The organism is Streptomyces sp. NPDC058092 (genome assembly GCF_042884935.1).
Taxonomy (GTDB): Bacteria; Actinomycetota; Actinomycetes; order Streptomycetales; family Streptomycetaceae; genus Streptomyces.
This window is the reverse complement of the sequence record NZ_JBHVSY010000003.1, coordinates 312674-325767: the sequence shown is the minus strand read 5'-3', so window position 1 is coordinate 325767 and position 13094 is coordinate 312674. Positions and strand designations below refer to the sequence as shown.

Genomic DNA, 13094 nt, shown 5'->3' with positions numbered 1-13094 from the left:
GGTGCGTCCGGTGCCAATGGCGCCACCGGTGCGACCGGTCCCGCGGGTCCGACGGGTGCGACGGGTCTGCAGGGCGTGACCGGTGCCACGGGTGCCACGGGTGCGGCTGGTACCAACGGTACTGATGGTGCGACCGGTGCGACGGGTCCGACCGGTGCGACGGGTCTGCAGGGCGTGACCGGTGCCACGGGTGCCACGGGTGCCACGGGTGCGGCTGGTACCAACGGTACTGATGGTGCGACCGGTGCGACGGGTCCGACCGGTGCGACGGGTGCGACGGGTCTGCAGGGCGTGACCGGTGCCACGGGTGCCACGGGTGCGGCTGGTACCAACGGTACTGATGGTGCGACCGGTGCGACGGGTCCGACCGGTGCGACGGGTCTGCAGGGCGTGACCGGTGCCACGGGTGCCACGGGTGCCACGGGTGCGGCTGGTACCAACGGTACTGATGGTGCGACCGGTGCGACGGGTCCGACCGGTGCGACGGGTGCGACGGGTCTGCAGGGCGTGACCGGTGCCACGGGTGCCACGGGTGCGGCTGGTACCAACGGTACTGATGGTGCGACCGGTGCGACGGGTCCGACCGGTGCGACGGGTCTGCAGGGCGTGACGGGTGCCACGGGTGCCACGGGTGCGGCTGGTACCAACGGTGCTGATGGTGCGACCGGTTCGACGGGTCCGGCGGGCCCGACCGGTGCCACGGGTGCCACGGGTGCGGCTGGTACCAATGGTGCTGATGGTGCGACTGGGCCTGCGGGCCCGACCGGTGCCACGGGTGCGGCTGGTACCAACGGTGCTGATGGTGCGACCGGTGCGACGGGTCCTGTGGGTCCGACGGGTGCGGCTGGTACCAATGGTGCTGATGGTGCGACCGGGCCTGCGGGCCCGACCGGTGCCACGGGTGCGGCTGGTACCAACGGTGCTGATGGTGCGACCGGTTCGACTGGTCCTGCGGGCCCGACCGGTGCCACGGGTGCCACCGGCGCGACGGGACCTGTTGGTCCGTCTCAGACCGCCACCAGCCCCGCCACGCTCATCCCCGCCGGCAGCAGCGTCCAGGACATCAATGCTGTGTGCCCGGCCGGGACCGTGCTGACCGGGGGAGGCGCCCTGAACCAGAATCAGAACGACGAGATCCACTGGACCGCGAGCTACCCGGACACCGCGACCAACACCTGGCACGTCTCCGCGTACAACAACGGTGCCGGCGCGCAGACCGTCCAGTCGTACGCGGTCTGCATTCCGGCCAGCGCTCCGTGAGGTGACTAGTTCGAAGGGGAATGGACAGGAACCCGCTTAGGGTTCAAGACAGCTCCCGTGGCCGCTGCCGCAGCAGATGAAGGTCTTCTGCTGCGGCAGCTCCATGTCGTCTCCGCCGAGCTCCACAGGTCTTACGGGGCGATCGAACTTCCGGCACTCTTGGGTCCGTTCAACCCGGAAGGCTCTCCCCCCGTACCTCGGTACTCCACTCGGAATCGACTCGGAGGATGACCGCGCATGCGCATGCGCTCGATACGTATCGCCCTGCTGGGACTGATGGCCCTCGTCGCGGGGCTGCTCACCGCGACCCCCGCCGCCGCGGCCCCGAACTTCAAGGCACCGTTCCCCTGCGGCCAGACCTGGACCTACAGCCACCACTCGGCAGAGGTCAGATCGGCCCTCGACTTCGTCCGCACTGACGGCGGCACCACGGCCGGGACCCCGGTCCTCGCCTCGTCCGGCGGGACCGCCCACCGTTACTCCCAGCCCAGCGGCGCGGGCAACTACATCGCCATCGACCACGGCGGCGGCTGGCAGACGTACTACTTCCACCTCGCCTCGTACTCCGTCGCCGACGGCGCCTCCGTCTCCCAGGGCCAGCAGATCGGCGTCACCGGCTCCACCGGCAACAGCAGCGGCGCCCACATCCACTACGAGCAGCTGTACAACGGCGTGGGCCAGACCATCGCGATCAACGGGCAGTCGCTGGCCCCGTACCCCGGCTCGTACTACAGCAAGTACCTGACCAGCGACAACGGCTGCGGAGGCGGCGGAGGCGGTAAGTACTGGGTCGACACCTTCGCCAACGCCACGGGCTACGCGGCGCCCAACACGGCCGACGCCCAGGGCGTGCTGAACGCCGGCACGAACTACGTCTACTGCAAGGTGTGGGGTGCCCAGGTCGGCTCGGGCTCCAGCTACAACCACTGGTGGCTGAAGACGGACCTGGACACGGTGTACGCGGGCAAGGACGGGCGCGGCGCGTACGTCTCGGCGTACTACCTGTCCCGCTGGGGCAATGACGAGGCCCGGGACAACAACGGAACCGTGATCCCGGACTGCTGACCGGCCGACCGGTGCGCGGCGACGTCCGTCCGCCTGGCGATGTCGGACGGACGGACGTCGCGTCACGTCAGGGCGGGAAGTGCTACGCCTTGCTGTTGTAGTGCGTGATGTCCCAGTGGCTGCCTTCGTTCGCGTACACGTTTCCGGCCGGGGACTTGTACAGGGCGGCGCCGTCGCTGCGCTTCCCCGCCTTGGCGAACTTGTGCGTGATGTAGGTGTTGACACACGCAACCTTGGTGGAGATATCCGTCTTGTATCCGTTGCGATGGCTGTACGTACCGGAGGCGTGGCCCACCTCGGTCCCTCCGGTGATGATCACCTTGCAGCCGCTGGCCTTCTTGAAGGCGATGACACCGGCGACGGACGCCTTGTTGATCCGGGTGAACGACGTGCACGACTTCTTGTTCCAGTCGGAACAGTTTCCGCTGGACGTCGAGGTCACTCCCGCCTTCTTGAGGACGGCCGCGGCCTCCGCGTGCGTCGCGTACTTCGCCGGTGCGGCGGCCTGCGCGCTGCCGGCCACCAGCAGGACCGAAGCGGCTGCGGTGATGAGTGTGCGGGCGGACAGAAGTCCCATGCGCTTCAAGACGTGCTCCTTCTCTTTGCATGGACGAGAAACTGCCTGGACGTGGGCGGTTCAGGCGCGGTGATCCTGCCCAACCGCCCGCACCCCGCGTGTCACCCATCGAGTGAAAGCCGGGGCATCGAAGTGGACGTCCGTTTCCCCGGCCCGCGAGCGCGGCGAGCGGAGGGGACGGCGACGGTTGCCTCCTGTCGCGGTGCACCGGGTCGCCCGCTCCCGCCCCTTGTCTGATGTGGCGTCAGGTACGACGATGGCCCCCGCGCCCGTCGAGTGACGACGCGTCAGATACAAGCGGGAAGGAGGCCGTTCGGTGCCGATACCGCTCACCGGGCCGCTGCCGTACGGGATGCAGCTCCCGGTCCAGTCGCAGAGCACCATCTATGCCGAGGGGTGGGAGGCCGCGGCCGGCCCCGTCGATCTCGCCGAGATCGCCCGCACCGCGGACCGTACCGGCTTCGCCTACCTGGCGAGCTGTGACCACGTCGCGATCCCGCGGCGGCTCGCCGGGGTCATGGGTACCGTCTGGTACGACCCGGTCGCCACTCTCTCCTTTCTCGCCGGGATCACCGAGCGCGTCCTGCTGATGAGCCATGTCGCCGTCGTCGGCCTGCGGCACCCGCTGGCCACCGCCAAGCAGTACGCCACCCTCGACCACCTCTGTGGCGGTCGGCTGATCCTCGGTGTCGGAGCCGGGCACGTACCGGAGGAGTTCCAGGCGCTCGGGGCGGACTTCGACGGGCGGGGCGGGGTCCTCGACGAGACCATCGACGCGCTGAAGACGGCGCTGGGTCCCGAGGAGTACCCCGAGTTCGCGGGGGAACGGTTCTCCTTCGCCGGGCTCGGGCAGCTGCCGCGGCCGGCCCAGGAACGGGTGCCGCTCTGGGTGGGCGGCTCCTCGCCCGCCGCCGTGCGCCGGGCCGCGGTGCGGGGCGACGGCTGGCTGCCGCAGGGCGATCCGCGGGAGAAGCTGCCCGCGCAGATCGCCCGGCTGAAGGAGCTGCGCGAGGCGGCCGGGATCGAGGACCCGATCGTCATCGGTGCGATCACCGAGCCGCTGTACGTCGGTGAGCCGGAGTGGTCCGTGGGACGCCGCACCCTCGCCGGAAAGCCGGAGGCCCTCGCCGAGTCGCTGCGCGCGTACGGGGCCATGGGCGTTCACCAGATCCAGGTGCGGTTCCGCAGCCGGAGCCGTAGCGAACTGACCGACCAGATGACGGCGTTCGCCGCCGAGGTCGCACCCCATCTCGACAGGTAGGAGTCAGGTCATGGGCAAGCTGGACGGGCGCACCGTACTGATCAGCGGTGCGGCGCGCGGGCAGGGCGAGCAGGAGGCGCGGCTCTTCGCGGCGGAGGGCGCGCGGGTGGTGATCGCCGATGTGCTCGACGAGCAGGGGGAGGCGCTGGCCAAGGAGATGAGGGAGGAACTGGGGGAGGACGTCGCCCGGTTCGTCCATCTGGATGTGAGCCGGGAGGAGGACTGGCAGGCCGCCGTCGCCGCGGCGAAGGACGCCTTCGGGAGGATCGACGGGCTGGTCAACAACGCGGGGATCCTCCGGTTCAACGAGCTGGTGGCCACGCCGCTGGAGGAGTTCCAGCAGGTGGTGCAGGTGAACCAGGTGGGCGCGTTCCTCGGGATCAAGAACGTCGCGCCCGAGATCGAGGCCGCGGGCGGCGGGACCATCGTCAACACGGCCTCGTACACCGGGCTCACGGGCATGGCGTTCGTGGGCGCGTACGCCGCCACCAAGCACGCGGTGCTCGGGCTGACCAAGGTGGCGGCGGTGGAGCTGGCGGCAAAGAAGATACGGGTCAACGCGCTGTGCCCCGGGGCCGTGGACACCGCGATGACCAACCCGGCGGCGCTGGACCCGACCGCGGACCCGGAGGAGTCCAGGGCGGCGGTGGCCGAGCTGTACCGGAAGCTCGTGCCGCTGGGGCGGATCGGGCGGCCGGAGGAGGTGGCGGCGCTGGCGCTCTTCCTGACCTCGGACGACTCCTCGTACATCACCGGGCAGCCGTTCGTCATCGACGGGGGCTGGCTGGCGGGCGTCAGCCTGTTCTGAGCGGCCTCGTCGCCTTACCTGACGGTGCGTCAGGTATTGACGGGTGCGGGTGCCGGTGGAACAGTCGGACGCATCACGAACTGACGAGGCGTCAGAAACGATTGAGGACGGTGAACCCCCTTGGAATTCGGGCTCTTTGTACAGGGGTACGTGCCCGCCGCGCGAGCCAGGACCGACCCCGGGGCAGAGCACAAGGCGCTGATCGAGGAGACCGAGTACGTCATCCAGGCGGACAAGTCCGGCTTCAAGTACGCCTGGGCCTCCGAGCATCACTTCCTGGAGGAGTACTCGCATCTCTCGGCCAACGATGTGTACCTGGGCTACCTCGCGCACGCCACCGACCGGATCCACCTCGGATCCGGGATCTTCAACCCGCTCGCCCCCGTCAACCACCCGGTGAAGGTGGCCGAGAAGGTCGCCATGCTCGACCACCTCTCCGAGGGCCGCTTCGAATTCGGCTCCGGGCGCGGGGCCGGCAGCCACGAGATCCTGGGCTTCATGCCGGGCATCACCGACATGAACCACACCAAGGAACTCTGGGAAGAGACCATCGCCGAGTTCCCCAAGATGTGGCTCCAGGACGAGTACGTCGGCTTCCAGGGCAAGCACTGGTCGCTGCCGCCGCGCAAGATCCTGCCCAAGCCGTACGGGAAGTCGCACCCGGCGATGTGGTACGCGGCCGGGTCGCCGTCCTCGTACGCGATGGCGGGGAAGAAGGGGCTCGGCGTGCTGGGCTTCAGTGTGCAGAAGGTCTCCGACATGGAGTGGGTCGTCGAGTCCTACAAGACGGCGGTCAAGGAGGCCGAACCCGTCGGGGACTTCGTCAACGACAACGTCATGGTCACCTCCACGGCCATCTGCGCCGAGACGCACGCGAAGGCCGTCGAGATCGCGGTGGGCGGCGGGCTGAACTACCTGCAGTCGCTGCTGTTCCGCTACCACGACACGTTCCCCCGGCCCGAGGGCATACCGGAGTGGCCCGAGCTGCTGCCGGAGTACTCCGAGGAGATCATCGAGCTCCTGATCGCCGAGGAGCTGATGATCTGCGGCGATCCCGACGAGGTGCTGCGGCAGTGCAAGCGGTGGGAGCAGGCGGGGGCGGATCAGCTGAGCTTCGGGCTGCCGGTGGGGATGAGCCGTGAGGACACGCTGAACTCGATCAGGCTGATCGGGGAGCACGTGATTCCGGAGATCGATACGGATCCGGTGCATCGGACCTCGCGGTTCCGGGGCGCGGCGTAGGGGGGTTTCGGGGGCGCTGCCCCCGGACCCCCGCTCCTCAATCGCCGGAGGGGCTTGGTTTTGCCCGGTCGGGCTTGGTTTTGCCCGGTCGGGCTTGGATTTCCGACCAGCGGCGTCTTCCCGGACCGCCGCTCCGTGGGGCCGGGGTGCGCGCCGCGGCCGTGCGCACCCCGGCCGCACACACACCACAGAAGGGAACCCCGTCATGCTCGACCACCTCATCCGCGGAGCGACCGTCGTGGACGGCACCGGCGGGCCCTCGTACCCTGCCGACATCGGCCTCCGCGACGGGCGCATCGCCGTCATCGCCGAACCGGGCACGCTCACCGAGGAGGCCGTCACCACCGAGGACGCCACCGGGCTCGTCCTCGCCCCCGGCTTCGTCGACCCGCACACCCACTACGACGCCCAGCTCTTCTGGGACCCGTACGCCACCCCGTCCATGAACCACGGCGTCACCACCGTCGCCGGGGGCAACTGCGGATTCACCCTCGCCCCGCTCCACCCGGAACGCCCCGAGGACGCCGACTACACCCGCCGCATGATGGCGCGGGTCGAGGGCATGGCCCTCAAGGCCCTGGAGGAGGGCGTCGACTGGACCTGGTCCAGCTTCCGCGAATACCTCGACGCCCTCGAAGGACGGATCGCCGTCAACGCCGGGTTCATGGTCGGCCACTGCGCCCTGCGCAGACACGTCATGGGCGCCGACGCGATCGGCGGACAGCCCACACCCGGTCAGATGGCCGCCATGCTGGCGCTCTTCCACGACGCCATGGACGCCGGGGCCTGGGGCCTTTCCACCACCCGGTCCGCCACCCACTCCGACGGGGACGGACAGCCGGTCGCCTCCCGGCACGCGCTGCCCGAGGAGCTCCTCGCCCTCTCCCGCGCCGTCGGCGAACACGAGGGCACCCAGCTCGAAGCGATCGTCGCGGGCTGCCTCGACCAGTTCTCCGACGAGGAGATCGAACTCCTCGTCGACATGACCGCCACCGCCGGCCGCCCGCTGAACTGGAACGTCCTCACCATCGACGCCGCCGTCCCCGAACGCGTACCCCGCCAGCTCGTCCCCAGCGAACGCGCCCGCCGGGCCGGCGGCCGGATCGTCGCCCTCACCATGCCGATCCTCACCCCCATGAACATGTCGCTCGGCACCTTCTGCGCCCTCAACCTCATCCCCGGCTGGGGCGACGTCCTCGCCCTCCCCGTCCCCGAACGCATCGAACGGCTCCGCGACACCGCCACCCGCACCGAGATGCTGCGCTGCGCCGACAGCAAGGAGGCCGGCGTCTTCCGCCGGCTCGCCGACTTCGGCCGGTACGTCATCGGGGACACGTACAGCGCGGCCAACGAGGGACTGAGCGGACGCGTCGTCCGCGACATCGCCGCCGAACGCGGCCTGGACCCCTTCCACTGCCTCGTCGAGATCTGTGCCGCCGACGACCTGCGCACGGTGCTGTGGCCCATGCCCACCGACAACGACCCCGACTCCTGGGCGCTGCGACGGCAGACCTGGGAGCACGAGGACGTCATGCTCGGCGGCTCCGACGCGGGCGCCCACCTGGACCGGATGTGCGGCGCCCCGTACACCACCCGCTTCCTCGGCGACTGCCTGCGCCGACGCAAGCTCCTCCCCGTCGAACAGGCCGTCAAGATGCTCACCGACGACCCGGCCCGCCTCTTCGGGCTTCGTGACCGCGGCAGGATCGAGGAGGGCTTCCACGCCGACCTCGTCCTCTTCGACCCCGATCGCATCGACGCCGGGCCCGCCACCCTCGTACACGATCTGCCCGGCGACAGCCCCCGCCTCGACTCCAAGGCCATCGGCATCGTGTCGGTCCGCGTCAACGGCGTGGAGACCCTGCGCGACGACAAGGTGACGGGCGCGGTCCCCGGTACGGTGCTCCGCTCGGGCCGCGACACCCGGACGGTGAGCACCCTGTGACCACCCCCCAGCGCCTTTTCATCGGCGGCGAGTGGACCGAACCGGACCGCGGCCATTACGAGGTGATCAACCCGGCCACGGAGGGCGTCGTCGGCCTCGCCCCCGAGGCGAGCCGCGAGCAGGTGTACGCGGCGGCGTCCGCGGCCCGCGAGGCGTTCGCCACCTGGTCCCGCACCCGCCCCGAGGAGCGGGCCGCGATCCTCGACCGGGCCGCCGACCTGATGCAGCGCGACCTCACCGGCAATGCCGCGCTCGCCCAGGCGGAGAGCGGCGCCACCACGGCAACGGCCAGGGGCATGCAGGTCGCCGTCGGCGCCGCCCGCTTCCGCCGGTACGCGAAGGGCGCCCTGGAGCCGGTCGAGGAAGCCGTCGCACCGCAGATCAACGAGGCCGGTCCGATGGGCCGGGCCGGAGTCTTCGGGGCGCTGGCCGTACGCCAGCCGGTCGGCGTCGTCACCTGCATCACCTCGTACAACAACCCCTGGGCCAACCCGGCCGGCAAGATCGCCCCCGCACTCGCCATGGGCAACACGGTCGTCGTGAAACCCGCACCGCAGGACCCGCTCTCCGTCTACCGGATGGCCGAGGCGCTCGAAGAGGCGGGCGTCCCGGCGGGCGTCGTCAACGTCGTCACCGGGTCGGGCTCGGACGCGGGGGAGGCGGCCGTCGACTCGCCGGACGTCGACATGGTCAGCTTCACCGGCTCCACCGCCGTCGGGCAGCGCATCGCCGAGGTGTGCGGGCGCTCCATGAAGCGGCAGTTGATGGAGCTGGGCGGGAAGGGCGCCGCCGTCGTCCTCGGCGACGCGGACCTCGACTCCGCGGCGGCGGGCATCGGCACCACGTTCTCCTTCTACAGCGGCCAGATCTGTACGGCCCCGACCCGCGTCCTCGTCCAGCGCTCGGCCCACGACGCCCTGATCGAGCGGCTCACCGCGTACGCGGGTCATCTGCCGGTGGGCGATCCGACGGTCAGGGGCACGGTCGTCGGGCCGGTCATCTCCGCCGCCCACCGCGACCGCGTCGAGTCGTACATCGAGCTGGGGCGGAAGGAGGGGGCCAGGATCGTCACGGGCGGCGAACGCCCGGCCGGACCCGACCGGGGCTTCTACGTCGCGCCCACCCTCCTCGCCGACTGCACCAACGACATGCGCGTCGTCCGCGAGGAGATCTTCGGCCCGGTCGTCGTGGTCGTCCCCTTCGACGACGAGGAGGAGGGCATCGCACTCGCCAACGACAGCGACTACGGGCTGATCGACTACGTCTGGTCCTCGGACGTGGCACGCGCCTTCCGGGTGGCCCGGCGGCTGCGCGCCGGCGGGGTCGGCGTGAACACCATCGGGCGGAACATGGAGGCCCCGTTCGGCGGGTTCAAGAAGAGCGGTGTCGGGCGCGATGTCGGCTCGTACGCCCTGCACGCGTACAGCGAACTCCAGGCGATCGTCTGGCCGGGCTGAACCGGTGAGCGGTGTATGTGCCTCCGTGGGTGTCCGCTGAGCGGACATTCACGGGAAAATTTTGAATCCCTACAAAACGGACAGTGCTGCGATTCTCGTACGGTGCTGCAACCGGGCATCGACCTCCCATTGGGAGGTCGTAGTCGATGATTGCCTTCAATTGACTGTCCATTGGTCGCTCTGATGCTTGGAATTCAAGGACCAGGGGGGCGGAGTCTCAGCCTCCGGATGTGGAAATCGCAGCGCTTAACGTCCTCTTCATGACACAGCTGGACGCTCGGCCGCAGGCCGGAGAGACGGTACGGGGCGACGCTCCGGCCGGCAGCGGAGTACGCGGCAAGGGCCTCGGCGGGAACTCCGTCGGCCTGATGGGCAGCGCCGTCATCGGCATCTCCACCGTCGCCCCCGTCTACTGCCTCACCTCCACACTCGGCTCCACGGCGGGAGAGGTCGGCGTGCAGATGCCCGCCGTCTTCCTGGCCGGCTTCCTGCCGATGCTGCTCGTCGCCTTCGCGTACCGCGAACTCAACAAGGCCATGCCGGACTGCGGCACCTCCTTCACCTGGACGGTGAAGGCCTTCGGCCCGCGCGTCGGGTGGATGTGCGGCTGGGGCCTGGTCATCGCGACGATCATCGTCCTGTCGAACCTGGCGGGCGTCGCCACCTCGTACTTCTGGCTCCTCGCGGGCGAGATCACGGGCAGCGGTTCGATCGCCGCCCTGGACGACAACAAACCCGTCCACATCCTCACCTGTCTGACCCTGATCGCGATCGCCACGGCGATCAGCTACCGGGGGATGACGGCCACCAAGGGCGTCCAGTACGCCTTGGTGGGCCTTCAACTCGTCGTCCTCGCGCTGTTCGTGGCGATGGCCCTGCAGAAGGCGAACAGCGGGGAGTTCGCCTCGTCGGTGGACTTCTCCTGGTCCTGGCTGAACCCGTTCGCGGTGCAGTCGTTCGCGGCGTTCACGGCGGGTCTGTCGCTGTCGATCTTCATGTTCTGGGGATGGGACGCCTGTCTGACCGCCAACGAGGAGACCGTCGGCAGCGAGAAGACCCCCGGGCGCGCCGCTCTCATCGCGATGGTCGTGCTCGTCGGCTCCTACCTGGCCACCGGTGTCGCCGCCCAGATGGCGGTCGGGTCCGGCGGCTCCGGTCTCGGCCTCGCCAACCCGGACACCTCCGACAATGTCTTCGCCGCACTCGCCGGCCCGGTCATGGGCCCCGGCCTCGGCGTCCTGCTCTTCATCGCCGTGCTCGCCTCCGCCGCCGCGAGCCTGCAGACCACCTTCATCCCGGTGGCCCGCACGGTCCTGGCGATGTCCACGTACGAGGCCCTGCCCGCCTCGTACGCCCGCGTCCATCCGCGGTTCCGGACCCCGGGGAAGGCCACGGTCACGGCGGGCGTGGCGACCGGTGTCTTCTACACGGTCATGACTCTGGTCAGCGAACACGTCCTGGTCGACACGATCTACGCGCTCGGCCTCATGATCTGCTTCTACTACGCACTGACGGCCTTCGCCTGCGCCTGGTACTTCCGCGCCGACCTGACGCGCTCCGTGCGCGACCTGGTCTTCAAGGGCCTCTTCCCGGTCGTCGGCGGCATCCTGCTCACCGCGGTCTTCGGCAAGACCCTCTACGACATGTGGGACCCCGCGTACGGCTCCGGTTCGTCGGTCTTCGGGGTCGGCTCGGTGTTCGTGATCGGTGTCGGTCTGCTGCTGCTCGGCGTGGTGCTGATGGTCGCGATGCAGCGCAGGAGCCCTTCGTTCTTCCGCGGGGAAGTGCTGACGAAGGAGACTCCGGCGCTGGTCGTCGAGGACTGAGGGCCGGATCGCCTCAGTGACTGTGTCCGCCCTGGTGCGGCTCGGTTCCCCCCAGGCGGGCGTCCAGGCGGCCCAGGACCCGGCGGCCTGCTCGGCCCACGCCGATGGGGATCAGCGCCGCACGGCCCGGGACGCGCACGCCGCAGTCGGGGTCGGCAGCAGGACCGGCGACCGGGAGGGGCAGGGCGCCGTCCGGGGGCAGGCCCCCGCCGGGCGGCAGGGTGTCCTCGGGGCCTCGGGCCTCACGCGTGCGCTGCGACATCGTCCACGACGTGCTTGTCCAGAGCGGCACGCACCAGGGCCGCCGCGAGCACGGCGGGCCCGCGGTCGTCGGCCTGCCCGGCTTGATCGGCCTGCTCGGCTTGATCGACCTGTTCCGCCAGCCGTACGAGATTCGCCGGCGAGGCGGGCAGCCCCAGTTTCTCGGCGCCCTGAAGCGCCTTCCCGTCCAGGAACGGTGCCGCCTCCGGCCACACGGCCTGCACCTCGCGCACGAAGATGTCCGCACCGGCCGGGCCCATGCCCGGGGTCCTGCGCAGCCCGGACCGCAGGATGTCCAGGTCGCCGTCGGCCTCCTTGCGCAGCCGCCGCAGATCGCCCCCGTACTCGACGAGCAGCAGCTCCGCCCCGGCACCGAGCTGGGTGGCGGTCCGTTCGTCGTAGCGCCGGTAGCCGCCCTCGCCCAGGGCGTCGACGCGCTCCTGCCAGGTCGCCCCGATCATCCGGTCCGGGGACCGCAGACCGTGGGCGAAGAGCGCGCGGGCCGCCGCCACCGCCACGGACGCCCGGATGCGGGCGCTCAACAGATCACTGAGGACGAGGAGTTGGTACAGGGGCTGCGGTGTGTTCCGCAGCCGGATGCCGGCCTCGGCGGCATAGGTGGTGCCGTAGCGGTCGAGGAGCACCTCCACGGTCCTGCGCGCGGTCACGGGGCCCCGCCCCCTTCCTCGGCGACGACCTGCTGCAGCGTGCGCCCGGTACGGGCCGACCGTGCCCGGTACGGGTCGGGCGTGTCCGGCCCGTCATGGGTGGCCTGTCCGTCTTTCGCCTTGATCAGCAGCCACACCTCCTCGCCCGGGGCGTCGTTCCCGCTGCCGCCCTTGAAGCGGGTGAGGGCGAACTCGCCGTGCAGCTTGGTGCCGTCGAGCCAGAAGGTGGCGTGCCCGTCCTCCAGGGACTGCTCGAACGGCACCGGCGCGCCCCAGCGGTCGTGGCTGAGCGGCCGGTAGGTGCCCTGGTCCCAGACGATCACCGTGCCGCCGCCGTACTCGCCCTTCGCGATCACTCCCTCGAAGGTGCGGTACTCCAGCGGGTGGTCCTCCGTGGGGACGGCCAGCCGCCTCTCGCGCGGGTTCTCGGACGGCCCGCGCGGCACCGCCCAGGACTTCAGTACGCCGCCGACCTCCAGCCGGAAGTCGAAGTGCATGCGCCGGGCCTGGTGGATCTGGACGACAAAGCAGGGCGCCGGACCCGTCCGCCCGCCGTCTCCGCGCGGCTCCGCGGTCGCGTCGAAGTGCCGTTTGCCGCGGTAGTCCCGGAGCCGGTCGCCGTTCTCGCCAGTCACGTTCATCGGGATACCTCCTCCGGCAGCCCCGCCGGGTGCCCCTCCCCCCTTCCACTGTGACGCTCCTGGGCGTGACGTGCACAGGGACG

The 13094-nt window shown here is 70.3% G+C and carries 12 protein-coding genes; 8 read left to right on the top strand and 4 right to left on the bottom strand.

Translation table 11 applies throughout. The annotated features are described in order from the left end of the window. The first annotated feature begins 1089 nt into the window (after positions 1-1089). Positions 1090-1260 carry a hypothetical protein gene (locus ACFVV1_RS07650; protein WP_389985965.1) on the top strand — a complete coding sequence of 57 codons (171 nt, stop codon included), beginning with the start codon at positions 1090-1092 and terminating at the stop codon, positions 1258-1260. A 243-nt stretch (positions 1261-1503) separates the two neighbouring features. Then, a complete protein-coding gene (locus tag ACFVV1_RS07645; protein ID WP_389985962.1) occupies positions 1504-2325 on the top strand; it encodes a M23 family metallopeptidase in 822 nt (273 codons plus the stop codon). Positions 2326-2407: 82 nt separating this feature from the next. Here the strand turns inward: ACFVV1_RS07645 and ACFVV1_RS07640 are convergent, their stop codons facing one another. Continuing rightward, on the bottom strand, positions 2408-2902 hold the full coding sequence (locus ACFVV1_RS07640; protein ID WP_389986383.1) for a hypothetical protein: 495 nt from the start codon (positions 2900-2902) through the stop codon (positions 2408-2410). 352 nt (positions 2903-3254) lie between these two features. Between ACFVV1_RS07640 and ACFVV1_RS07635 the strand changes: the two genes are divergently transcribed. From ACFVV1_RS07635 to ACFVV1_RS07610, 6 genes are all read left to right on the top strand, one after another. Then, positions 3255-4163, top strand: coding sequence for a TIGR03619 family F420-dependent LLM class oxidoreductase (locus ACFVV1_RS07635; protein WP_389986381.1), 909 nt, complete (start codon positions 3255-3257; stop codon positions 4161-4163). 10 nt (positions 4164-4173) lie between these two features. Further along, positions 4174-4971 carry an SDR family NAD(P)-dependent oxidoreductase gene (locus ACFVV1_RS07630; protein WP_389985959.1) on the top strand — a complete coding sequence of 266 codons (798 nt, stop codon included), beginning with the start codon at positions 4174-4176 and terminating at the stop codon, positions 4969-4971. Between the two features lie 120 nt (positions 4972-5091). Further along, positions 5092-6213, top strand: a complete 1122-nt coding sequence (locus ACFVV1_RS07625; protein WP_389985956.1) for an LLM class flavin-dependent oxidoreductase — start codon at positions 5092-5094, stop codon at positions 6211-6213. A 205-nt stretch (positions 6214-6418) separates the two neighbouring features. Further along, on the top strand, positions 6419-8158 hold the full coding sequence (locus ACFVV1_RS07620) for an amidohydrolase family protein (protein ID WP_389985953.1): 1740 nt from the start codon (positions 6419-6421) through the stop codon (positions 8156-8158). After that, a complete protein-coding gene (locus ACFVV1_RS07615) occupies positions 8155-9615 on the top strand; it encodes an aldehyde dehydrogenase family protein (RefSeq protein WP_389985950.1) in 1461 nt (486 codons plus the stop codon). The genes ACFVV1_RS07620 and ACFVV1_RS07615 overlap by 4 nt, the downstream gene beginning before the upstream one ends. A gap of 260 nt (positions 9616-9875) precedes the next feature. Then, positions 9876-11441: an APC family permease gene (locus ACFVV1_RS07610; RefSeq protein WP_389985947.1), complete on the top strand. Its 1566-nt coding sequence runs from the start codon at positions 9876-9878 to the stop codon at positions 11439-11441. 13 nt (positions 11442-11454) lie between these two features. On the opposite strand, the gene ACFVV1_RS07605 is transcribed toward ACFVV1_RS07610, so the two are convergent. The 3 genes from ACFVV1_RS07605 to ACFVV1_RS07595 are packed head-to-tail and all read right to left on the bottom strand — an operon-like array spanning position 11455 to position 13011. Continuing rightward, positions 11455-11703: a hypothetical protein gene (locus ACFVV1_RS07605; protein ID WP_389985944.1), complete on the bottom strand. Its 249-nt coding sequence runs from the start codon at positions 11701-11703 to the stop codon at positions 11455-11457. Next, positions 11684-12370 carry an endonuclease gene (locus ACFVV1_RS07600; RefSeq protein ID WP_389985941.1) on the bottom strand — a complete coding sequence of 229 codons (687 nt, stop codon included), beginning with the start codon at positions 12368-12370 and terminating at the stop codon, positions 11684-11686. The genes ACFVV1_RS07605 and ACFVV1_RS07600 overlap by 20 nt, the downstream gene beginning before the upstream one ends. Beyond that, entirely contained in the window at positions 12367-13011 is a 645-nt protein-coding gene (locus ACFVV1_RS07595; protein ID WP_389985938.1) for a DNA polymerase ligase N-terminal domain-containing protein, read from the bottom strand. The genes ACFVV1_RS07600 and ACFVV1_RS07595 overlap by 4 nt, the downstream gene beginning before the upstream one ends. Between the last annotated feature and the right edge of the window lie 83 nt (positions 13012-13094).

Excerpts from the sequence above, each read along its gene's own strand:
- ACFVV1_RS07645 (WP_389985962.1), top strand. The coding sequence starts at position 1,504 with ATGCGCTCGATACGTATCGCCCTGCTGGGACTGATGGCCCTCGTCGCG.
- ACFVV1_RS07640 (WP_389986383.1), bottom strand. The coding sequence starts at position 2,902 with ATGGGACTTCTGTCCGCCCGCACACTCATCACCGCAGCCGCTTCGGTC.
- ACFVV1_RS07635 (WP_389986381.1), top strand. The coding sequence starts at position 3,255 with ATGCAGCTCCCGGTCCAGTCGCAGAGCACCATCTATGCCGAGGGGTGG.
- ACFVV1_RS07630 (WP_389985959.1), top strand. The coding sequence starts at position 4,174 with ATGGGCAAGCTGGACGGGCGCACCGTACTGATCAGCGGTGCGGCGCGC.
- ACFVV1_RS07620 (WP_389985953.1), top strand. The coding sequence starts at position 6,419 with ATGCTCGACCACCTCATCCGCGGAGCGACCGTCGTGGACGGCACCGGC.
- ACFVV1_RS07610 (WP_389985947.1), top strand. The coding sequence starts at position 9,876 with ATGACACAGCTGGACGCTCGGCCGCAGGCCGGAGAGACGGTACGGGGC.
- ACFVV1_RS07605 (WP_389985944.1), bottom strand. The coding sequence starts at position 11,703 with ATGTCGCAGCGCACGCGTGAGGCCCGAGGCCCCGAGGACACCCTGCCG.
- ACFVV1_RS07595 (WP_389985938.1), bottom strand. The coding sequence starts at position 13,011 with ATGAACGTGACTGGCGAGAACGGCGACCGGCTCCGGGACTACCGCGGC.